This is a genomic window from Marivivens donghaensis, assembly GCF_011806565.1.
Lineage (GTDB): Bacteria > Pseudomonadota > Alphaproteobacteria > Rhodobacterales > Rhodobacteraceae > Marivivens > Marivivens donghaensis_A.
On the sequence record NZ_JAATOP010000002.1, the window covers coordinates 408,266 to 427,948 of the forward strand.

Sequence of the window (19,683 nt, forward strand, 5' to 3'; positions counted from 1 at the left end):
AGACAGGACCATGGCAAAAACCATCGTCGTCAAGCAGATCGGCTCGCCGATCCGTCGCCCCGACGTTCAGCGCCGTACGCTGATCGGTCTGGGCCTGAACAAGATGCACAAGACTCGTGAACTCGAAGATACCCCTTCGGTCCGCGGCATGGTCGAAAGCATCCCGCACCTCGTCGAGATCATCGAAGAGCGCGGCTAAGGCTTAGCCCACGCATCAATTCAGAAGGCCCTGCAGGAAACTGCGGGGCCTTTTGCTATTGCGCTGCTGCATGGCTGTATTGCTGCGCTTGCATTATGCAGAATCTGCATGTCGGGCAGACCGAACTGTCCGTTGTTTGCGTTAACGGTGGGGGCTACATCAGGGACACCGAAGACAAGAACACAGAAAACTGCACGGGACACACGGTCCCGACGATCAAAGGAAAATAACTCATGGCATACGTTGCTAACGCTCCCCGCACTGCTTTCGCTCCGGCTCGTTTCGTCGCAACCGTCGCTGAAAACCTCTCGGTCTATCGCACCCGCCGCGCCGCATTCAAGCGCACCCTGGCAGAGCTCGACAGCCTGAACGACCGCGAACTGTCCGATCTGGGACTGACCCGCTTCATGATCGAAGACGTTGCTCGCGAAGCTGCACGCCGCGCCGCATAAAGCACCCCACGCTCTATACGACCCAGCCCCGACGCTTGCGCCGGGGCTTTTGTATTTCTGGGGCCTTGCATTGCGCGGGAGGGGAATCTATACGCCTCCGGTGGCCTTGGAGCCTCAAGAATCAATCTATGTAAGCCGTGTTTGCCCACTCCGTCGCTGGAGGGCAGTTCCGGCAAGGAGAAGCGACATGAAACTGCACGAACTTCGTGACAATGAAGGCGCAACCAAAAAGCGTATGCGCGTTGGCCGTGGCCCCGGTTCCGGTAAAGGTAAAATGGGTGGCCGTGGTATCAAAGGTCAGAAATCCCGTTCGGGCGTAGCTATCAAGGGCTACGAAGGCGGCCAGATGCCCCTCTACCAGCGTCTTCCGAAGCGCGGCTTCAACAAGCCCAACGCCAAGAAGTTCACTGCGATCAACGTTGGTCTGATCCAGAAGTTCATCGACGCCGGCAAGCTCGACGCTGCGAACATCACCGAAGACACCCTGATCGCTTCGGGTCTGGTACGTCGCAAGCTCGACGGCATCCGCATCCTCGGCAAAGGTGAAATCACCTCCGCTGCAACCATCACTGTCACCGGCGCTTCGAAAGGTGCTGTTGAGGCAGTTGAAAAGGCCGGCGGCAAGCTCAACGTCGCTGCGGCGGCGGAATAAGGGTTGAGGGCGCCCCTCCGGGCGCTTAACTACCTTCCTAGTTTTCCTTTCGCCGCCGTCCGGGAAACCGGTCGGCGGCGTTATCGTTGAAAGAGATCCCATCCATGGCTTCTGCAGCAGAGCAAATGGCGGCGAACCTCGACTGGTCGACCTTCGGAAAGGCCAAAGAGCTACGCCAGCGCATTTTCTTCACGATCGGTCTGCTGATCGTCTACCGCCTCGGCACCTATATTCCGGTGCCCGGTATCGACATCGCAGCACTTTCGAACTTCTTTGAATCCCAGAACACCGGTATCGGCGGCATGCTCGCTATGTTCACCGGTGGCGCGCTGAGCCGTATGGGCATCTTCGCACTGGGTATCATGCCCTACATTTCGGCCTCGATTATCGTCCAGCTGGTCGGCTCCATGTACGAGCCGTGGAAGCAGCTGAAGAAAGAGGGCGAACCTGGCCGCAAGAAGCTCAACCAGTACACCCGCTACGGCACTGTCGTCCTCGCGATGTTCCAGTCCTACGGTCTGGCTGTCGGCCTCGAAAGCGGTGGCATGGCGCACGATCCGGGCCTGTTCTTCATCGTTTCGACCATGGTGACTATCGTCGGTGGTACCATGTTCCTCATGTGGCTCGGCGAACAGATCACCAGCCGCGGTATCGGCAACGGTATCTCGCTGATCATCTTCGTCGGTATCGTTGCTGAACTTCCGGCTGCTGCTGCCCAGTTCCTGACGACCGCCCAGCAAACCTCCAACTGGGCTCTGGTCCTCGGCGTTATCGCGATGCTCGTTGTCGTGCTGGCATTCGTGGTCTTCATGGAGCGCTCGCTCCGCAAGATCCACATTCAGTACCCCCGTCAACAGCGCGGTATGAAGGTTTACGACGGTGGCTCTTCGCACCTGCCGATCAAGGTAAACCCCGCTGGCGTGATCCCCGCGATTTTTGCTTCGGCTCTTCTGCTGCTGCCGACTACCATCGCGACCTTCACCCAGAACACCACCAACCCCGTGCTGCTGTGGCTCACCGCCAACCTCGGTCCGGGTCAGTGGCTGTACCTTGTGTTCTTCACCTCGATGATCGTCTTCTTCACGTACTTTTACACGAAGGAAGTCGCGTTCAAGACTGACGACGTCGCCGAGAACCTGAAGAACCAGAACGGCTTCGTTCCGGGTATCCGTCCTGGCAAGAATACTGCGAAGTACCTCGACTACGTTGTGACCCGTGTTCTTGTGCTCGGTTCTGGTTACCTTGCGCTAGTTTGTCTCATGCCGGAAATTATTCGTAGCTTTACCGGTTTCACTTTCTATTTTGGCGGCACTTCGGTTCTGATTATTGTGTCTGTGGGGATGGATACGATTCAGCAGATCCAATCGCACCTGTTGGCCCACCAATACGAAGGGCTAATTGAGAAATCGCAACTGCGTGGTAAACGCAGCGCCAAGAAACGTAGCAGGGGACCCTCTCGTCGATGAACATAATCCTTCTCGGACCGCCGGGCGCGGGCAAAGGCACACAGGCTCGCAAGCTTGTTGAAGAACGCAACATGATCCAGCTGTCGACCGGCGACATGCTGCGGGAAGCTCGCACCAGCGGCACCGAGATGGGTAAGAAGGTTGCCGAAGTCATGGACGCCGGCAATCTGGTCACCGACGAAATCGTCATCGGTCTGATCCGCGAAAAGCTGGAATCGGGCGAAGCTGCCGGCGGCTATATCTTCGATGGCTTCCCGCGCACTCTGGCTCAGGCCGATGCGCTGGGTCAGCTGCTCGACGATCTGGGTGCCAAACTTGACCGCGTTGTTGAAATGCAAGTTGATGATGCCGCGCTCGTCGCACGTATCACGGCCCGCTCGACCTGTGGCAACTGCGGCGAGGTCTACAACGACCAAACCAAGCCGATTCCCGATGACGGCGTCTGCACCTCCTGCGGCGAGAAGGCCGAATTCAAGCGTCGCGCCGACGACAACGAAGATAGCCTCAAGACCCGCCTGTTGGCCTACTACAAGCAGACCAGCCCGCTGATCGGCTACTACTACGCCAAGGGCGACCTCGTTTCGATCGATGGTCTGGCCTCGATGGACGAAGTTGCTGCCAGCATGAAAAACGCACTCGCATAAGTGCAGGGTAGGGGGCTCTGGCCCCTATATCCACTTTGCGGGTTGACGTGTTGGGAATACCCCAATACACAGCCCCATCCCAAAATGGGAATCATCCATGTTATGCGGGTCGCACCCGTAGACGCATGATCACCTCATTGACTGCGGCCCGTCGGTTATCGCCACGGGCCTACGTTGTGAAAAAAGGTTCCGGAACTACGGAATCGCAACGAAAGGAAAGATAACGTGGCACGTATCGCCGGCGTGAACCTCCCTACTGGTAAGCGGGTTCCTATCGCTCTCACCTACATCACTGGCGTCGGTCCTGCGACCGCCGAACAGATCTGCGAAGCCAACAACATCGACCGTACCCGTCGTGTTAACGAACTCTCGGACTCCGAAGTTCTGGCAATTCGCGAATACATTGACGCAAACCTCACCGTTGAAGGTGACCTGCGCCGTGAAGTCCAGATGAACATCAAGCGTCTGATGGACCTCGGCTGCTACCGTGGTCTGCGCCATCGTCGTAACCTGCCCGTTCGCGGTCAGCGTACCCACACCAACGCTCGCACCCGCAAAGGCCCCGCAAAGGCCATCGCTGGTAAGAAGAAGTAAGGGAGGGCATAGACAATGGCTCGTGATACCCGTCGTGGTGGCAAGAAAAAGGTTTCCAAGAACATCGCCGCTGGCGTTGCTCATGTAAACTCCACCTTCAACAACACCAAGATCCTCATCTCTGACGTGCAGGGCAACGCCATTTCGTGGTCGTCGGCCGGCACCATGGGCTTCAAGGGCTCGCGTAAGTCGACCCCGTACGCCGCTCAGATGGCTGCTGAAGATGCAGGCCGCAAGGCTCAGGATCATGGCGTTAAGACTCTCGAAGTCGAAGTTCAGGGCCCGGGTTCGGGTCGTGAATCGGCACTCCGTGCTCTGGCTGCTGTTGGCTTCAACATCACGTCGATCCGTGACGTGACCCCGTTGGCTCACAACGGCTGCCGCCCGCCGAAGCGCCGCCGCGTCTAATCGAAAGATTACCCGCTGGGGCTGTGGTTTTTCCACGGCCCCAGTTCGTCATTTCAACCTCGGGCGTCTGCCTTTTAGGACATGGAAGGTAGACAAGTATGGAGGGACGCATGATCCACAAAAATTGGGCGGAACTGATCAAGCCGACCCAGCTCGATGTCAAACCGGGCAATGACCCGCAGCGCCAGGCAACTGTCGTCGCAGAACCGCTGGAACGCGGCTTCGGTCTTACCCTTGGCAACGCGCTGCGTCGTATTCTGCTTTCGTCGCTTCAGGGCGCTGCAATTACCGCCGTTCACATTGACAACGTCCTGCACGAGTTCTCCTCGGTTTCGGGCGTTCGTGAAGACGTCACCGACATCGTGCTGAACCTCAAGGGCGTTTCGCTCAAGATGGAAGTCGAAGGTCCGAAGCGTCTCACCGTTCAGGCTAAAGGCCCGGGCGTTGTAACTGCTGCTGACATCTCGGAATCGGCTGGTATCGAGGTCCTGAACAAGGATCACGTGATCTGCCACCTCGACGATGGCGCCGACCTGTACATGGAACTGACCGTCAACACCGGTAAGGGCTATGTTTCGGCTGACAAGAACAAGCCGGAAGACGCTCCGATCGGCCTCATCGCCATCGACGCGATCTACTCGCCGGTCAAGAAAGTTTCGTACGACGTTCAGCCGACCCGTGAAGGTCAGGTTCTGGACTACGACAAGCTGACCATGAAAGTCGAAACCGACGGTTCGATCACTCCGGAAGATGCTGTTGCTTTCGCTGCACGCATCCTTCAGGACCAGCTGTCGATCTTCGTAAACTTCGACGAGCCGGAATCGGCACAGGCTGGCGGCGACGACGACGGTCTCGAGTTCAACCCGCTTCTGCTCAAGAAAGTGGACGAGCTGGAACTGTCCGTACGTTCGGCCAACTGCCTCAAGAACGACAACATCGTCTACATCGGTGATCTGATCCAGAAGACCGAAGCAGAGATGCTGCGCACGCCGAACTTCGGCCGCAAGTCGCTCAACGAGATCAAGGAAGTTCTGTCGGGCATGGGCCTGCACCTCGGTATGGATGTCGAGGACTGGCCGCCGGACAACATCGAAGAACTCGCTAAGAAATACGAAGACCAGTTCTAAGGTCTTCAGGTGGGGCGGAAACGCCCCGCCAACACCCCGGGCAATAATGCCCCAAGGAGAGTGGCCAACACGCATAGGCCACCGGACAAAGCATAAAACGCTAGGAGATACAAAATGCGTCACGCTCGCGGTTACCGCCGTCTCAACCGTACCCACGAACACCGTAAAGCTCTGCTTTCGAACATGAGCGGCTCGCTCATCGAGCACGAGCAGATCAAGACCACCCTGCCGAAAGCCAAGGAACTCAAGCGCGTCATCGACAAGCTGATCACCCTCGGCAAGCGCGGCGACATTCACGCCCGCCGTCAGGCTGCTGCGATGCTCAAGCAGGACAAGGACGTTGCCAAGCTGTTCGAAGTTCTCGGCCCGCGCTACAAGGACCGCAACGGTGGTTACTCGCGCGTTCTGAAAGCTGGCTTCCGCTACGGCGACATGGCTCCGATGGCAATCATCGAGCTGGTTGATCGTGATCCGGCTGCTAAGGGCGCTGCTGACAAAGCCCGTCTCGAAGCCAAAATGGCCGACGACGAATAAGAATTCCGATCCTTTCAGGATCTAAAGAAGCCCCGCTCGCACATCGCGAGCGGGGCTTTTTCTTTGCCCTCAAGCGGCCTCCTCCTAAAGTTGATCGCAATACACTTTAAAGTTGACTAAATTTTAAAACAGTTGCCATATAGGTGTATGACCTTGGCGATTGAAACCGCTAACTACTCGGACAGGCTCGATAAAATCGCGCCTCACGGCTACTTTTACGGATTGCATATCCGGGCCGCGATGCCGCTGTTTTCGGCGCAGACGTTCCCAAGGGCATGGATGGATCACTATGTCGAGGAGGCCTATGCGCTCCGTGATCCGATCATTGCTTGGGGGGCTTGATCGGGTTGGAACTGCCAGATGGAGCGAAATAACCATCCCGGACCCGTTCGATATTCTTGGACAGGCTCGCGCATACGGGATGAACTGCGGATTGGCCGTATCGTGCGGTACGCTGAAATCCAGAACGATCGCAACTGCCACGCGACCGGATCGCGAATTCACAGAATGTGAAATTGCCGAATTTGCGCATGTCATCGAGGCGATGCATGCCGACTTTTGCCCCCCGCTGTCCTTGACGGACGCACAATCACAAGCCCTGCGGCGGATCGCCGAGGGGGATCGTCACGCGGCAGCCGCCGCGAAGCTCGGTATCTCAGAAAGCGCCTTCAAGGCGCGCCTGTCGGACGCCCGTTCGAGCATGCACGCCCGGACAACAGTGGAGGCTATCCAAAAAGCAAGGAGCTACCGTCTGCTTTGACGCCTTCTCGGACCGGCGCGGGGGAATAACCCTAAAAAACGCTGGAGGCTACACATGCAAAGCACGGTTCTCTCATTCGCCAATATGCACCATCACGGCGAGCTTTTTGCCAACGTCCTGCGCGCGCGCAGGGACTCTTTTATTCTCAAGCGGTCGTGGGACCTGCCAGAGACAATGGGCATGGAATACGATCAATATGACACGCCTGCATCGCGCTACGTAGCGGTTCACGATGACACCGGCCGCGTGCTGGCAGGCGCGCGTCTTACGCCGACAACGGCACGTTGTGGCATCTACTCCTACATGGTTCGCGACGCACAGAACGGGCTGCTGGATTCGATCCCGCAGGATTTGCTCTATGACGATGCACCTGTGGACGAGAGTGTCTGGGAAGTGACCCGCGGTTTCATCGGGGATGATGTCCCGACCAACGTGCGCTTGCGGGTTCGTCTGTTGCTGACCGGCCAGATCGTCAAGGCGGGCCGCGAGCTCTGTGCGAGCCGGATGGTTGCACTGCTGCCGTCGAACTGGACCCGCTGGTCGAAGCGCGCGGCGCTGGATCTGTCGCCTGCTGGCCGCGTGATGAACATGGGCGGGATCGAGTATCAGGCCGTATGGTTCAACCTTGCGGACAAGCTGCACTGAGTGATTGCAAAGATCGGACATGAGCCTAAGTTGCGCTCATGTCCGATCTTTTCGAAACGCCCTCGGCGACGCCCTCCAACGCCCCGCATCCGCTTGCCGACCGCCTTCGTCCCAAGACGCTGGCAGAGGTTATCGGCCAGAAGCAGGTTATCGGTGAGGACGGCCCGCTCGGCGTCATGCTCGAATCGGGGTCTCTATCGTCGCTGATCCTCTGGGGGCCACCGGGGGTTGGTAAGACCACGATTGCGCGTCTGCTGGCGCGCGAGACGGACCTTCACTTCGAACAGATCAGCGCGATTTTCAGCGGCGTGCCGGAGCTTCGCAAAGTGTTCGAAGCGGCCAAGATCAGGCGCGGCAACGGGCGAGGGACCCTGTTGTTTGTCGACGAGATCCACCGTTTCAACAAAGCGCAGCAGGACAGTTTCCTGCCGCATATGGAGGACGGCACCATTGTCCTCGTCGGCGCCACGACCGAGAACCCGTCCTTTGAGCTCAACGCCGCTATCCTGAGCCGTTCTCAGGTTCTGGTTCTGACGCGTCTCGACGATGACGAACTGGATGCACTGGCGACACGCGCCGAAAAAGAGATCGGGCGCGACCTGCCGCTGGAGCCTTCTGCCCGAACTGCTTTGCTGTCGATGGCGGATGGGGACGGGCGCACGCTGGTCAATCTGATCGAGCAGGTGTCGGCTTGGAAGGTCACCACTCCGCTCGGCGTCGAGCAGCTCACGACCCGCCTGATGCGCCGCGCTGCGAAGTACGACAAGTCGGGCGACGAACACTATAACCTCATATCCGCACTACATAAATCCGTGCGCGGGTCCGATCCCGATGCCGCGCTTTACTGGTTTTCGCGGATGCTCGAAGGCGGTGAGGACCCGCGCTACCTCGCGCGGCGCATCCTGCGTATGTCGGTCGAGGATATCGCGCTCGCCGATCCGCAGGCGCAGACGGTCTGCCTCCATGCGTGGGAAACTTACGAACGCCTCGGCAGTCCCGAAGGCGAGCTCGCGCTGGCGCAGGCGGTGATCTACCTCGCGCTCGCCCCCAAGACCAATGCGGGCTACGTGGCTTACAAAGCGTCCCGCGATGCCGCTCGCAAGTCGGGCAGCGAGCCGCCGCCCAAACATATTCTCAACGCGCCGACAAAGATGATGAAGGAACAGGGCTACGGCGCGGGATACGCCTACGATCACGATGCCGAAGACGGGTTTTCGGGTCAGGACTATTTCCCCGACCGCATGCAGCGCCCGACGTTCTACGCTCCGGTCGAACGCGGATTTGAGCGAGAGCTGAAAAAACGGGTAGAGTATTTCGCGGGGCTCCGGTCCAAGCGAAACAGTCCCCGCGATTGACACTCCGGCCCCAAAGGGTCAAGGAACGCTGATGATTTGGAATACTCTCATAGTGGCCCTCGGAGGGGGGATCGGTGCTGCGGGGCGTTATCTGACGAATGTCGGCGTAATGCGTCTGGTCGGTCCGGGCTTCCCCTTCGGCACGGTGACGGTCAACGTCGCCGGCTCGTTCCTGATGGGCCTATTGGTGATCCTGCTCGCGGAAAAGGGCGGCAACAAGTACGCGCCGTTTCTGATGACGGGGGTGCTCGGCGGTTTCACGACCTTCTCGGCATTCTCGCTCGATGCGGTCGCCCTCTATGAGCGCAACGAAATATTACTGGCGGGCGTCTACGTGCTGGGCACGGTCATCGTCGGTATTGCAGCTTTGGTCGCCGGCATGGCGATCGGACGGATGGTGCTATCATGAGCGGTGTTCAGACCCGTACGATTACACACGACGATGCCGAAATGCGGATCGACCGCTGGCTTCGCAAGGAATTCCCGCACCTCACTCAGGGCCGCATCGAAAAGATGTGCCGCAAAGGTGAGCTGCGCGTCGATGGGGGCCGCGTGAAGCCGAACGCGCGCCTCGAATACGGACAGAAGGTGCGCATCCCGCCGCTGAGCGAGGCTGATAGCCAGCCTGCGCCGGTGACGCTCCGCAAGATCAATAAGTCCGACACCAAGATGATTCAGGACTGTGTTCTCTGGAAAGACGAGCACATCATCGCGCTGAACAAGCCGCCGGGACTGCCGTCGCAGGGTGGCTCGGGGCAGGGCGAACGTCACGTCGACGGTTTGGCCGAGGCGCTGAAGTTCGGCTACAAGGAAAAACCCAAGCTGGTGCACCGCCTCGATAAGGACACCTCGGGCCTTCTGCTGCTCGCGCGCACCCCGCGCGTTGCCCGTGCGCTGAGCGAAGCGCTGCGTCACCGCAATGTGCGCAAGATCTACTGGGCCGCCGTCGCTGGTCAGCCGTCGCCCAAGGCCGGTTCGATCAAATACGGCCTGCTCAAGGCGCCCGGTCGCGGTCAGCGCGGCGAAGGCGAAAAAATGCAGTGTATCCACCCGCGCGACGTTGCGACCACCGAAGGCGCCAAACGTTCGCACACCGACTACGCCATTCAGGACACTGCGGGCACCCGTATGACTTGGGTCGCGCTGGTGCCGATCACGGGCCGGACGCACCAGCTGCGCGCCCACATGGCTGAAATTGGCCATCCGATCGTCGGTGATGGCAAATACGGCGGCTCGTCGTCCGAGAATGCGGGCGATGGTTGGGGTGCCGGCGTCGGCGGAGAGATCAGCCGCAAGCTGCACCTCCACGCTCGTACGCTCATCATCGAGCATCCGATCACCAAAGAGATGATCACGCTTCAGGCGCCGCTGCCTGAGCATATGCAACGCACTTGGGACTATGTCGGCTGGAACGTGGACCACGCGCCGCTCGACCCGTTCAATATGGACGATGACCGATCTTAAGCTGGTAATCTTCGATGTGGACGGCACGCTGGTCGATAGCCAAGGGCTGATCGTGGCGTCCATGACGGCTGCGTTCGAGCAGATCGGCATGACCGCGCCTAGCCGCGATGCCATCAAGTCCATTGTGGGCCTGTCGCTCGAAGAGGGCATGGCGGTTCTGGTGCCAGAAGTTGATGCTGGCGAGCATATCCGTCTGGCCGAAGCCTACCGCCGCGCCTACTTCGAGCAGCGCGAGGCGCGCGGTTCTGTCGCCACGAGCCCGTTTTACGATGGCGCGCGAGAGGTACTCGATCTGCTCCGCGCCGATGACTGGACGCTTCTGGCGATTGCTACCGGCAAATCGAAGCGCGGCGTCGACAAGCTGATCGAAGGGCACGGGCTGGAGGGATACTTCGCCTCCGCTCAGTGCTCCGATTTCCATCCGTCCAAACCTCACCCGTCCATGATCCACGCGGCGCTTCGCGAAACGGGCGTGGATTCGGCAAACGCGGTGATGGTGGGCGATACGACATTCGATATGGATATGGCGAAGGCCGCAGGCGTAAAGGCGATCGGCGTATCGTGGGGCTACCACGATGTAGCCGAACTGAACGCTGACGTGATCATCAACAGCTTTGCAGAGTTGCCCGCCGCCATCCAAAACCTTCTGGGAGACTGACCATGTGGAAAGCCAAGCGTTTCTGGAAAGAGGCCACCGTTGCCGAGGTTGAAGGCGGTTGGACCGTGCAGCTTGACGGTCGTCCGGTAAAGACGCCCGCAAAAACGCTGCTCGTCGTTCCGACCCGTGAACTGGCCGAAGCTGTCGCGGCAGAGTGGGACGCCCAAGAAGGCGAGATCGACCCGAACCAGATGCCCTACACCCGCGCCGCCAACTCGGCGCTGGACAAGGTCACCGTCCAGTTTGACGAAGTGGCCGACATGCTGGCCGCCTATGGTGGCAGCGATCTGCTCTGCTACCGTGCCGACAGCCCCGAGGGGCTCTGCGCGCGTCAGGCGTCAGGCTGGGACCCGATTCTTGACTGGCTTCACAGCACCCACGGTGTGCGTCTGAACAAGATCGCCGGCGTGATGCCGGTGGCGCAGGACGAGGCTGGACAGGTCACGCTGCGCGAGCGCGTTGGCAAGCTCAGCGCCTTCGAAATGGCAGGTTTCCACGATCTTGTGACGATTTCCGGCTCGTTTGCGCTCGCTCTCGCGGTCATCGAAAACCGCCTCCAGCCCGAAGAGGCGTGGGAGCTTTCTCGCATCGACGAGAACTGGCAGATCGAGCAGTGGGGCGCCGATGAAGAGGCGACCGAGCTGGCCGAATACAAAAAGGCCGCCTTCCTCCTCGCGGCCGATCTTTATGCGAAAGCATATGTCGCCTAACCGACAGGACAAAAGTTAATCACGCGATGAAATTTTGTTCGTTTGACCTGTGTCCTCATGTGACTCGGGGGCATGGGCCTCTTGACCTCTAGGCCGCTTTTCGCTCAGTCTACAGCATCGCGTCGGGGCACACCGGCGTGCGCGGTTCCCAATCCGCGGACCAAACTAACAACTGGCTCAAATGCCAGAAACTCAGGAAGAGGTTAAAATGAAGAAATCCGTACTGCTCGGCGCAGTTGCCGTCGCGGGTCTTACCGCTGCCGCTGCATCGGCCGCCACTCTGGACGATGTCAAAGCACGCGGCTCGCTGAACTGCGGCGTCTCGTCCGGTCTGACCGGTTTCTCGGAGCCCGACGCGAACGGCGTATGGCAGGGTTTTGACGTGGCTGTCTGCCGCGCAATCGGTGCCGCTGTTCTCGAAGATCCGACCGCTGTAGAATTCGTACCGCTCACCACTCAGGTTCGTTTCACTGCTCTGTCCTCGGGCGAAATCGACATCCTGTCGCGTAACACCACCTGGACCTTCTCGCGTGATACCGACCTGAACCTGAACTTCATCGGCGTAAACTACTACGACGGTCAGGGCTTCATGGTTCCCAAAGAGCTCGGCGTTACCTCGGCTAAGGACCTCGACGGTGCAACCGTTTGTATCCAGACCGGTACCACCACCGAACTGAACCTCGCTGACTTCTTCCGCTCGAACAACATCAACTACGAGCCGGTTCCGATCGAAACCAACGCAGAAGCTCAGCAGCAGTACCTCGCTGGCGCTTGCGACGTTTACACCACCGACGCATCGGGCCTCGCAGCGACCCGCGCAACCTTCGAAGATCCGTCGGCACACGTCATTCTGCCGGAAATCATTTCGAAAGAGCCGCTCGGCCCGGTCGTTCGTCACGGCGACGACAACTGGATGGACATCGCTCGTTGGACCCTCAACGCTCTGATCGCTGCTGAAGAACTCGGCGTGACCTCGGCTAACGTTGAAGAGCTGGCAGCTGCACCGACCAACAACCCGGAAATCAACCGTCTGCTCGGCACCGAAGGTGACCTCGGCGCCATGATCGGCCTCGACAAGCAGTGGGCTGTCCGCGCTATCGCAGCCGGCGGCAACTACGGTGAGATCTTCGAGCGCAACATCGGCGAGTCGACCCCGATCGGTCTGGCCCGCGGCCTGAACGCACAGTGGACCGAAGGCGGTCTGATGTACGCACCGCCGTTCCGCTAAGAACGGCTCACAGGATAGGGCGCGGCAATGGCCGCGCCCTTTTCCTAAGTAAACCAAGAACAAGCCCCCCACGTCATAATCAAAGAGCATAAGCCAAGGCGTGGAAAGGGAGCCGGGGAGAAATGGATGACGACCCAATCGGACCCGCCGAAGCGTAATGGCTTTCGGCTTTCTCAGCTAATTTACGACACCCGCTATCGCTCGATCACCCTGCAGGTCATTGCGCTGCTTCTGATCGGTGGGGGCCTATTCTGGCTCTACAGCAACACCGTGACCAACCTCGCAGCACAGGGTAAGGACTTCCGTCTCGACTTCCTGTGGAAGCGCGCAGGTTACGACATTAACCAGCAGCTCATTCCGTATACCTCGAACGACACGCACATCCGTGCGGCGGCCGTCGGTATGTTCAATACCCTGCTCGTCGCCCTGCTTGGCTGCGTATTCGCGACGATTCTCGGTATTGTTTTCGGCGTTCTGCGCCTGTCGAAGAACTTTATGGCTTCGCGACTTGCTGCCGTATACGTCGAAGGTTTCCGCAACGTTCCGCTCCTCCTCTGGATCGTGGCGATCTTCGCTATCGTGACCGAAGCCACCCACCAGCCGCGTGACTTCAAAACCGGCGATGCGTCGATGCTCTTCAACGAGTCCGTCGCGATCACCAACCGCGGTACGTTTATTCCGAGCCCGATCTTCGGCGCTGGCTGGGAACTGCTCGCTATCGTGGCGGTTCTGGCCATTGGCGCGGCGATTTGGCTTCGCAAGTGGTCGATCAAGCGTCAGGCTGCAACGGGCGAATCTCCAATGCCGATCTGGCTGGGAATCGTGCTCGTGATTGCCGCTATCCTGCTGGTTTACAGCCTTCAGGCCGGTCTGATGTTCGCGCTGCTGAGCATCATCAAAGTGGCGATCATCGTCGCTATTGCCGTCATCGGCTACCGCGTTGCAAAGACGTTCGTGCCGAATGTGCTGGCCGCTCTGATTGCCGCCGCTCTGATCATCCTCTGGCAGTATTTCATTGCCGGTCCGTTCTGGGGCATGTTCGGCTTCCAGCCTGCGTTCGATCCGTCGGTCACCTTCGATTACCCCGAACTCGGTGGTTTCAACTTCTCGGGTGGTCTCCAGATCCGTAACTCGCTGATCGCTCTTCTGCTGGCGCTGTCGCTCTACACCGGCGCATTCATTGCAGAGATCGTGCGTGCGGGTATCCTCTCGGTCTCCAAGGGCCAGAGCGAAGCCGCTTTCGCACTCGGTCTGCGCGCCAACCGGACCATGAGCCTCGTGATCCTGCCGCAAGCGATGCGCGTGATCATTCCCCCGCTTATTTCGCAGTTCCTGAACCTGACCAAGAACTCCTCGCTGGCTATCGCCATCGGTTACATGGACATCCGCAGTACTCTCGGCGGTATCACCGTGAACCAGACGGGCCGCGAGCTCGAAGGCATTCTGCTGACGGGTATGTTCTACCTCATCCTGAGCCTTCTGATTTCGGCCGGTATGAACTGGTTCAACAACAGCGTAAAACTGAAGGAGCGCTAAGATGTCTGACACACACGCGCAAACCGTCAGGTACGTTCGCGATTCCATGATCCAGCCGTCCGAGCCGCCAAACGCTCAGACAGGTGCGGTCAAATGGATGCGCGAAAACCTCTTCTCGGATTGGGTGAACGGTCTGATGACCGTCATCGCGATCTACATCATCTACTCGGTGCTCGCTGCGATCGCTCCGTGGTTCTACCATTCCGTCTGGAATGCGGGATCGCTGAACGAATGTCGTGAAGTCATCGCGATCAACTCGCCGAACGCCATGCATGGCGGTGGCTGTTTCGCGGTCATTTCCGACCGTTGGCTCCAGCTGCTGTTCGGCTTCTACCGCGCCGACCTTCACTGGCGCCCGATCCTTGCCTTCGTTCTGCTGTTCGTTGCGCTTGGCCCAATCCTGTTCCCGAACCGCTTCCCGCGTCCGCTGATGTGGCTCGCTGCGGCGTACCCGTTCCTCGTGGTATGGCTGCTGTGGGGCGGCTCGTTCTGGGTGCCGATCCTTGCGGCACTCGGCTTCGTCATCGGCGGTATCGTCGGTTACTTCGGTAACAAGGTTGGCGGTCTCGGTGTTGCTGTTGCCGCTGCCGTTGTTTCGGCTGTTGTCTGGTGGGTCTACCTAATGCCCGTCGTCAACGACGGCCTGCACGCAACCGTCGCAGAGGCGCGCCTCGAAACGATTGCCGAGCAGACGGAAGCCGATCTCATCGCCATTCCGGAAGCTCAGGAAGCCATCGAAACGCGTATGGCTGAACTCAACGCTCGCGTTGCCGAGCTTGATGCCCAGCTTGAAGAAATCGTCGCTGTGGAAGAGACCGACGCCGTCAAGGCCGAGTTCAACGCAATCATGGACGAGCTCGAAACCGTACGTGCGGAGCTGCGTATCCTCAGCCGCGACGCCTACTACTACTCGCAGAAATCGACCGATGCGAAGACCATCGCATCCAACCTCGAAATGCTGCCGGAGTGGAAGGCCGCTGCTGCCGAAGGTGACGAAATTGCTCAGCGGAACCTCAGCGACGCCTACGGTCGTCTGGGTCTGGTCGGCCTCGAGCCGGTCACCAGCCGTGAATTCGGTGGCTTCATGCTCGCGATCATCATCGGTGTCGCTGGTATCGGTCTGTCGCTGCCGCTCGGTGTTCTACTGGCGCTCGGTCGTCAGTCGGACCTGCTGGTGGTCAAGGTCGCCTGTATCGTCTTCATCGAAGTCATCCGCGGCGTTCCTCTGATCGTCTGGCTGTTCACCGCATCGCTGCTGCTGAACTACTTCCTACCGCCGGGTACGAATTTCGACCTCGTTCTGCGGGTTGTGATCATGGTCACGCTCTTCTCGGCGGCCTACATCGCCGAGGTGGTTCGAGGCGGTCTCGCGGCGCTTCCTAAGGGCCAGTACGAAGCGGCTGATGCGCTTGGTCTGGACTACTGGAAATCCATGCGCCTGATCGTCCTGCCACAGGCACTGAAGATCTCGATCCCGGGTATCGTGAACACCTTTATCGGTCTGTTCAAAGATACCACGCTGGTCGGCATCATCGGTCTGCTTGACCCGATCAACCTCTCTAACTCAATTCGCGCCTCCAGTGATTGGAACGGCGTCTATTGGGAACTTTTCATCTTCATCGGCCTCGTATTCTTTGTCTGCTGTTTCAGCATGGGCCGTTACTCGCTGTGGCTGGAGAAACAACTCCAGCGCGGACACCGCTAAGGAGACCTGACATGTCTGAACTTGCTATCGACCGCACGATCGACCGTAGCACCATGAAGGTCTCGGACGAGGTGGCTATCCAGATCACCAACATGAACAAGTGGTACGGCCAGTTCCACGTTCTGCGTGATGTGAACCTGACCGTTAACCGTGGTGAACGCATCGTTATCTGTGGCCCGTCGGGCTCGGGTAAATCGACGCTGATCCGCTGTATCAACCGCCTTGAAGAACATCAGGCCGGCCAGATCATCGTGGATGGTACGGAACTGACCTCCGACCTCAAGAACATCGACAAGATCCGGTCCGAGGTCGGCATGTGCTTCCAGCACTTCAACCTGTTCCCGCACCTGACCATTCTGGAAAACTGCACTCTGGCGCCGATCTGGGTCCGTAAGGTTCCCAAGAAAGAAGCCGAAGAGATCGCGATGCACTACCTTGAAAAGGTGAAGATCCCCGATCAGGCCCACAAGTATCCGGGTCAGCTTTCGGGTGGTCAGCAGCAGCGTGTGGCGATTGCCCGCTCGCTGTGCATGAAGCCGCGCATCATGCTGTTCGACGAACCGACCTCGGCTCTCGACCCCGAGATGATCAAGGAAGTTCTCGACACCATGATCGAGCTGGCCGAAGAGGGCATGACCATGCTCTGCGTGACGCACGAAATGGGCTTTGCCCAAGCCGTTGCGAACCGCGTGATCTTCATGGACCAAGGCCAGATCATCGAACAGAACGAACCGCACGAGTTTTTCAACAACCCGCAGTCGGATCGTACCAAGCTGTTCCTGTCACAGATCCTCGGTCACTAATCTGCTGCAAAATCAAAGAGAAAGGCCCAGCGTTTGCCGGGCCTTTCTTCATTCCAGATCCTTGGGCACCGCGAAGTCGGTGACTGTGCCTTTTTCAATATCCCGCCATCTGTCCTGATCAAAATTGAGAACTGTGGTCGCGAGTGTCGGATAGGCGTGGAATTTCGGATGCGCGGCAGGCTCGGCTGCGAGCGCGTAGGCGAGTTCCCCGATGCCGGGGTTGTGGCCGATCATCGCAATGCAGCCTTCCTCGCGCTTCGATAACTCGCGAAACATAACGTCGGGCGTCGCAAGATACAGCGAGTCCTCGTAAATGACCGTGGTGTCCAGAGCGAGCAGATCCAACGTCTCCCGCGTCCGCACGGCAGCAGAGCACAGCACGACATCCGGCACATATCCGTTCTTGCGCAGCCAGCGCCCCAGTAGCGGCGCCTGCCGACGCCCGCGTTCATTTAGATTGCGCGCCTTGTCAGGTTGGTTCAGATCACCCCAATCCGATTTTGCGTGGCGGATCAGGATCAGTCGTTTCGGCATCTCAGGAACTCTTGCAGTGAATAGGCGGATTGATCCGCAGGGCGATTGGCTGAGCCGACATGACACGACCGCCGGACGCGGCAACCCATTTCCAAACAGTCGCTACCCGCTGGCGACCTCAGATAGGCGGCGCATTTCGCAGTATCGTAGCCGCCCGCGTTCAATGCGTCGACAGGGCAGGAGGAGAGGCACGACCGCCGTTCGCAGGTGGAGCAGGGCGCGGTGAGTGTAGCGATCTGAACGAATTTGTCGAAAGCCAATGCGCCGCGAAACGATGCGAACAATCCCGCAGTCCCATCGGCCAGTAGCATAACGGGCGAGGCGCATGCGCCAGCCTTAATGGCCCACTTATAGAACGGGCGGAACGGTGGGTCGGTGAAGGGAAACAGCGGCTTTGCGCCCGATGCCTCGGCAATTTCGCCGATGACACGGGCAGACCAGCTATCGAGCGGATCCGCATGACCGTCGGTCCACTCGGGTGACGAGGTGAACACGATCCAGAAATGCGGTTCGTCGGGTGCCAACATGATAACGGCCTGCACCTCATCGGGCAGGCCGTCAGCGACATCGGGTATGAAGGCGCCAGCTGCGCGCAGGCCGTGCTCGGCCAGTATTTCGCGCAGCGCGTCCAATCAGGTGCGCGGAACGACGCGCGGCGGAGTAGTGCGGATCATCGAACCCGCGCCGTGCTCGGTGAAGAGCTCGAGAAGACATGCGTTGGACACGCGCCCATCCATGATGACCACTGCGCGCACACCATCCTCTACCGCCTTCAGTGCGGTTTCGGTTTTCGGGATCATGCCGCCCGCGATGGTGCCGTCTGCGATCATGTCGCGGACGTCGTCGGGAGTCATCTGGGTGACGATCTCGCCTTCTTTGTTCTTCACTCCCGACACGTCGGTCAAAAGAAGCAGGCGGTCGGCCTTGAGGGCGCCCGCAATCGCGCCCGCTGCGGTGTCGCCGTTTACGTTGAAGGTCTCGTTGTCCTTCATGCCCGTCGCAACCGGCGCGATGACAGGGATGATGCCCGCAGCAAAGAGGTCGCGCAATACCTGTACGTTCATCTCGACCGGCTTGCCGACGAAACCAAGTTCCGGATCATCCGCCTCGCAGACCATCATGTCGTCGTCTTTACCCGACAGACCAACCGCGCGGCCGCCTTCGTCCATGATCGCCTGAACGATCCGCTTGTTGACGAGGCCGGTGAGGACCATCTCGACGACTTCAACGGTTTTTTTGTCGGTCACGCGCTTGCCGCGCACCCACTCGGACTCGATGCCGAGCTTCGAGAGCATGTCGTTGATCATCGGGCCGCCGCCGTGCACGACGACGGGGTTCACGCCGACCTGACGCATCAGAACGATGTCGCGGGCAAATTCCGCCATCGCGTCCTGATCGCCCATGGCGTTGCCGCCGAATTTGACCACGACGATCGCGCCCGAGTATCGCTGCAGATAGGGCAATGCCTCTGACAGCGTGCGTGCGGTTGCGATCCAGTCTTGGTTCATTTCTTGTTTCCTCACGTCCGGCCCCTTTCCGGGTTAGTCAGTCGATAGTGGAGATAATAGCTCGCAAAGTTGCAATGCCATCGCCTTTGTCGGACGACGTCAGCACAATTTCGGGGAATGCGGCAGGGTGACGCGAAAGCGCTTCACGCGTGGCTTCAAGCGATTCATTCAGCTGCTTCTGTCCGATCTTGTCGACTTTGGTCATCACGACTTGGAAGGTCACGGCGGAGCGGTCGAGCAGAGTCATGATTTCTTCGTCGACCTTCTTCGCGCCGTGGCGCGCGTCGATCAGGACGAAGACGCGGCGCAGGGTCTGGCGACCTGACAGGTACTGTTTGAGCAGGTTCTGCCATTTTTCGACCACTGCAACCGGCGCATTGGCATAACCATAGCCAGGAAGGTCAACGATGTAGCGTTCGTCACCGACGGTGAAGTAGTTGATTTCCTGCGTACGGCCCGGCGTGTTCGACGCCCGCGCGAGGCCTTTGCGGCCGGTCAGCGCGTTGATCAGGCTCGACTTGCCGACGTTCGAGCGACCGGCAAAGCAAACCTCGAGCCTGTCCGCAGGCGGCAGGCCGGACATGGCGACGACGCCCTTGAGGAAGTCGACGGGGCCAAGGAAAAGCTTGCGGCCGGTTTCGAGAGTGAACTCGTCAGGCTGTTCGACAATCGGAAAAGTCAGTTGCATCGGGGTTCCCCTG

The 19,683-nt window shown here is 59.2% G+C and carries 25 protein-coding genes; 21 read left to right on the top strand and 4 right to left on the bottom strand.

Features of this window, described 5'->3' with window-relative positions:
• Nucleotides 1-10: 10 nt before the first annotated feature.
• The 21 genes from rpmD to HCZ30_RS05045 all read left to right on the top strand — a co-directional run bounded on the left by rpmD (nt 11) and on the right by HCZ30_RS05045 (nt 16,940).
• Nucleotides 11-199, top strand: coding sequence for a 50S ribosomal protein L30 (rpmD, locus tag HCZ30_RS04950; protein ID WP_167636940.1), 189 nt, complete (start codon nt 11-13; stop codon nt 197-199).
• A 233-nt stretch (nt 200-432) separates the two neighbouring features.
• Nucleotides 433-651 carry a DUF1127 domain-containing protein gene (locus HCZ30_RS04955; protein ID WP_167636942.1) on the top strand — a complete coding sequence of 73 codons (219 nt, stop codon included), beginning with the start codon at nt 433-435 and terminating at the stop codon, nt 649-651.
• A 187-nt stretch (nt 652-838) separates the two neighbouring features.
• Nucleotides 839-1,303 (top strand): 50S ribosomal protein L15, encoded by a 465-nt coding sequence (gene rplO, locus HCZ30_RS04960; RefSeq protein WP_167636944.1) that lies wholly within the window; start codon nt 839-841, stop codon nt 1,301-1,303.
• Between the two features lie 104 nt (nt 1,304-1,407).
• On the top strand, nt 1,408-2,769 hold the full coding sequence (gene secY / locus HCZ30_RS04965) for a preprotein translocase subunit SecY (protein WP_228069232.1): 1,362 nt from the start codon (nt 1,408-1,410) through the stop codon (nt 2,767-2,769).
• Nucleotides 2,766-3,413: an adenylate kinase gene (locus tag HCZ30_RS04970; protein WP_167636946.1), complete on the top strand. Its 648-nt coding sequence runs from the start codon at nt 2,766-2,768 to the stop codon at nt 3,411-3,413. Before secY ends, HCZ30_RS04970 begins: the two co-directional genes overlap by 4 nt.
• Nucleotides 3,414-3,638: 225 nt before the next feature.
• The gene (rpsM, locus tag HCZ30_RS04975; protein ID WP_167636949.1) at nt 3,639-4,007 is read left to right on the top strand and encodes a 30S ribosomal protein S13; all 369 of its coding nucleotides are present in this window, start codon (nt 3,639-3,641) and stop codon (nt 4,005-4,007) included.
• Nucleotides 4,008-4,022: 15 nt separating this feature from the next.
• Entirely contained in the window at nt 4,023-4,415 is a 393-nt protein-coding gene (rpsK, locus tag HCZ30_RS04980) for a 30S ribosomal protein S11 (RefSeq protein ID WP_167636951.1), read from the top strand.
• 110 nt (nt 4,416-4,525) lie between these two features.
• Nucleotides 4,526-5,542 carry a DNA-directed RNA polymerase subunit alpha gene (locus HCZ30_RS04985; RefSeq protein WP_167636954.1) on the top strand — a complete coding sequence of 339 codons (1,017 nt, stop codon included), beginning with the start codon at nt 4,526-4,528 and terminating at the stop codon, nt 5,540-5,542.
• A gap of 114 nt (nt 5,543-5,656) precedes the next feature.
• Nucleotides 5,657-6,076 carry a 50S ribosomal protein L17 gene (gene rplQ, locus HCZ30_RS04990; protein ID WP_167636956.1) on the top strand — a complete coding sequence of 140 codons (420 nt, stop codon included), beginning with the start codon at nt 5,657-5,659 and terminating at the stop codon, nt 6,074-6,076.
• A 153-nt stretch (nt 6,077-6,229) separates the two neighbouring features.
• Nucleotides 6,230-6,418: an autoinducer binding domain-containing protein gene (locus HCZ30_RS16805; RefSeq protein WP_348640350.1), complete on the top strand. Its 189-nt coding sequence runs from the start codon at nt 6,230-6,232 to the stop codon at nt 6,416-6,418.
• Nucleotides 6,381-6,836, top strand: a complete 456-nt coding sequence (locus HCZ30_RS04995) for a LuxR family transcriptional regulator (RefSeq protein WP_348640351.1) — start codon at nt 6,381-6,383, stop codon at nt 6,834-6,836. Before HCZ30_RS16805 ends, HCZ30_RS04995 begins: the two co-directional genes overlap by 38 nt.
• Before the next feature lie 54 nt (nt 6,837-6,890).
• The gene (locus tag HCZ30_RS05000) at nt 6,891-7,481 is read left to right on the top strand and encodes an acyl-homoserine-lactone synthase (protein WP_167636958.1); all 591 of its coding nucleotides are present in this window, start codon (nt 6,891-6,893) and stop codon (nt 7,479-7,481) included.
• A 38-nt stretch (nt 7,482-7,519) separates the two neighbouring features.
• Nucleotides 7,520-8,836: a replication-associated recombination protein A gene (locus tag HCZ30_RS05005; protein WP_167636960.1), complete on the top strand. Its 1,317-nt coding sequence runs from the start codon at nt 7,520-7,522 to the stop codon at nt 8,834-8,836.
• Nucleotides 8,837-8,867: 31 nt separating this feature from the next.
• Nucleotides 8,868-9,245 carry a fluoride efflux transporter CrcB gene (gene crcB, locus HCZ30_RS05010; RefSeq protein ID WP_167636963.1) on the top strand — a complete coding sequence of 126 codons (378 nt, stop codon included), beginning with the start codon at nt 8,868-8,870 and terminating at the stop codon, nt 9,243-9,245.
• On the top strand, nt 9,242-10,300 hold the full coding sequence (locus HCZ30_RS05015) for an RluA family pseudouridine synthase (protein WP_167636965.1): 1,059 nt from the start codon (nt 9,242-9,244) through the stop codon (nt 10,298-10,300). Before crcB ends, HCZ30_RS05015 begins: the two co-directional genes overlap by 4 nt.
• Nucleotides 10,287-10,958, top strand: coding sequence for an HAD-IA family hydrolase (locus HCZ30_RS05020; RefSeq protein ID WP_167636967.1), 672 nt, complete (start codon nt 10,287-10,289; stop codon nt 10,956-10,958). The genes HCZ30_RS05015 and HCZ30_RS05020 overlap by 14 nt, the downstream gene beginning before the upstream one ends.
• Complete coding sequence (locus tag HCZ30_RS05025; protein ID WP_167637097.1) at nt 10,955-11,668, top strand: ATP12 family chaperone protein; 714 nt, start codon at nt 10,955-10,957, stop codon at nt 11,666-11,668. Before HCZ30_RS05020 ends, HCZ30_RS05025 begins: the two co-directional genes overlap by 4 nt.
• Before the next feature lie 208 nt (nt 11,669-11,876).
• Complete coding sequence (locus HCZ30_RS05030) at nt 11,877-12,896, top strand: amino acid ABC transporter substrate-binding protein (protein WP_167636969.1); 1,020 nt, start codon at nt 11,877-11,879, stop codon at nt 12,894-12,896.
• 126 nt (nt 12,897-13,022) lie between these two features.
• Nucleotides 13,023-14,432 carry an amino acid ABC transporter permease gene (locus HCZ30_RS05035; protein WP_167636971.1) on the top strand — a complete coding sequence of 470 codons (1,410 nt, stop codon included), beginning with the start codon at nt 13,023-13,025 and terminating at the stop codon, nt 14,430-14,432.
• 1 nt (nt 14,433) lies between these two features.
• Entirely contained in the window at nt 14,434-16,137 is a 1,704-nt protein-coding gene (locus HCZ30_RS05040; RefSeq protein ID WP_167636973.1) for an amino acid ABC transporter permease, read from the top strand.
• 11 nt (nt 16,138-16,148) lie between these two features.
• The gene (locus tag HCZ30_RS05045; protein ID WP_167636975.1) at nt 16,149-16,940 is read left to right on the top strand and encodes an amino acid ABC transporter ATP-binding protein; all 792 of its coding nucleotides are present in this window, start codon (nt 16,149-16,151) and stop codon (nt 16,938-16,940) included.
• Nucleotides 16,941-16,988: 48 nt separating this feature from the next.
• On the opposite strand, the gene HCZ30_RS05050 is transcribed toward HCZ30_RS05045, so the two are convergent.
• From HCZ30_RS05050 to yihA, 4 genes are read right to left on the bottom strand one after another with little or no spacing between them, the layout of a single operon-like run.
• Nucleotides 16,989-17,474 (bottom strand): SixA phosphatase family protein, encoded by a 486-nt coding sequence (locus HCZ30_RS05050; protein ID WP_167636978.1) that lies wholly within the window; start codon nt 17,472-17,474, stop codon nt 16,989-16,991.
• Nucleotides 17,459-18,106 (bottom strand): ferredoxin, encoded by a 648-nt coding sequence (locus HCZ30_RS05055; RefSeq protein ID WP_167636980.1) that lies wholly within the window; start codon nt 18,104-18,106, stop codon nt 17,459-17,461. Before HCZ30_RS05055 ends, HCZ30_RS05050 begins: the two co-directional genes overlap by 16 nt.
• Nucleotides 18,107-18,982, bottom strand: a complete 876-nt coding sequence (argB, locus tag HCZ30_RS05060) for an acetylglutamate kinase (protein WP_175580962.1) — start codon at nt 18,980-18,982, stop codon at nt 18,107-18,109. It abuts the gene before it with no gap.
• A 37-nt stretch (nt 18,983-19,019) separates the two neighbouring features.
• Nucleotides 19,020-19,670 carry a ribosome biogenesis GTP-binding protein YihA/YsxC gene (gene yihA / locus HCZ30_RS05065; protein ID WP_167636984.1) on the bottom strand — a complete coding sequence of 217 codons (651 nt, stop codon included), beginning with the start codon at nt 19,668-19,670 and terminating at the stop codon, nt 19,020-19,022.
• Nucleotides 19,671-19,683 lie beyond the last annotated feature (13 nt).

What these genes read in the sequence shown, in the direction of transcription:
- rplO (WP_167636944.1), top strand. Translation starts at nt 839, where the DNA reads ATGAAACTGCACGAACTTCGTGACAATGAAGGCGCAACCAAAAAGCGT.
- rpmD (WP_167636940.1), top strand. Translation starts at nt 11, where the DNA reads ATGGCAAAAACCATCGTCGTCAAGCAGATCGGCTCGCCGATCCGTCGC.
- HCZ30_RS05000 (WP_167636958.1), top strand. Translation starts at nt 6,891, where the DNA reads ATGCAAAGCACGGTTCTCTCATTCGCCAATATGCACCATCACGGCGAG.
- HCZ30_RS05050 (WP_167636978.1), bottom strand. Translation starts at nt 17,474, where the DNA reads ATGCCGAAACGACTGATCCTGATCCGCCACGCAAAATCGGATTGGGGT.
- HCZ30_RS04970 (WP_167636946.1), top strand. Translation starts at nt 2,766, where the DNA reads ATGAACATAATCCTTCTCGGACCGCCGGGCGCGGGCAAAGGCACACAG.
- HCZ30_RS04955 (WP_167636942.1), top strand. Translation starts at nt 433, where the DNA reads ATGGCATACGTTGCTAACGCTCCCCGCACTGCTTTCGCTCCGGCTCGT.
- HCZ30_RS05020 (WP_167636967.1), top strand. Translation starts at nt 10,287, where the DNA reads ATGACCGATCTTAAGCTGGTAATCTTCGATGTGGACGGCACGCTGGTC.
- rplQ (WP_167636956.1), top strand. Translation starts at nt 5,657, where the DNA reads ATGCGTCACGCTCGCGGTTACCGCCGTCTCAACCGTACCCACGAACAC.
- rpsK (WP_167636951.1), top strand. Translation starts at nt 4,023, where the DNA reads ATGGCTCGTGATACCCGTCGTGGTGGCAAGAAAAAGGTTTCCAAGAAC.
- HCZ30_RS04985 (WP_167636954.1), top strand. Translation starts at nt 4,526, where the DNA reads ATGATCCACAAAAATTGGGCGGAACTGATCAAGCCGACCCAGCTCGAT.
- HCZ30_RS05015 (WP_167636965.1), top strand. Translation starts at nt 9,242, where the DNA reads ATGAGCGGTGTTCAGACCCGTACGATTACACACGACGATGCCGAAATG.
- HCZ30_RS05040 (WP_167636973.1), top strand. Translation starts at nt 14,434, where the DNA reads ATGTCTGACACACACGCGCAAACCGTCAGGTACGTTCGCGATTCCATG.
- HCZ30_RS04995 (WP_348640351.1), top strand. Translation starts at nt 6,381, where the DNA reads ATGCGCTCCGTGATCCGATCATTGCTTGGGGGGCTTGATCGGGTTGGA.
- yihA (WP_167636984.1), bottom strand. Translation starts at nt 19,670, where the DNA reads ATGCAACTGACTTTTCCGATTGTCGAACAGCCTGACGAGTTCACTCTC.
- argB (WP_175580962.1), bottom strand. Translation starts at nt 18,982, where the DNA reads ATGAACCAAGACTGGATCGCAACCGCACGCACGCTGTCAGAGGCATTG.
- crcB (WP_167636963.1), top strand. Translation starts at nt 8,868, where the DNA reads ATGATTTGGAATACTCTCATAGTGGCCCTCGGAGGGGGGATCGGTGCT.
- HCZ30_RS05035 (WP_167636971.1), top strand. Translation starts at nt 13,023, where the DNA reads ATGACGACCCAATCGGACCCGCCGAAGCGTAATGGCTTTCGGCTTTCT.
- HCZ30_RS05045 (WP_167636975.1), top strand. Translation starts at nt 16,149, where the DNA reads ATGTCTGAACTTGCTATCGACCGCACGATCGACCGTAGCACCATGAAG.
- HCZ30_RS05005 (WP_167636960.1), top strand. Translation starts at nt 7,520, where the DNA reads ATGTCCGATCTTTTCGAAACGCCCTCGGCGACGCCCTCCAACGCCCCG.
- secY (WP_228069232.1), top strand. Translation starts at nt 1,408, where the DNA reads ATGGCTTCTGCAGCAGAGCAAATGGCGGCGAACCTCGACTGGTCGACC.
- HCZ30_RS05030 (WP_167636969.1), top strand. Translation starts at nt 11,877, where the DNA reads ATGAAGAAATCCGTACTGCTCGGCGCAGTTGCCGTCGCGGGTCTTACC.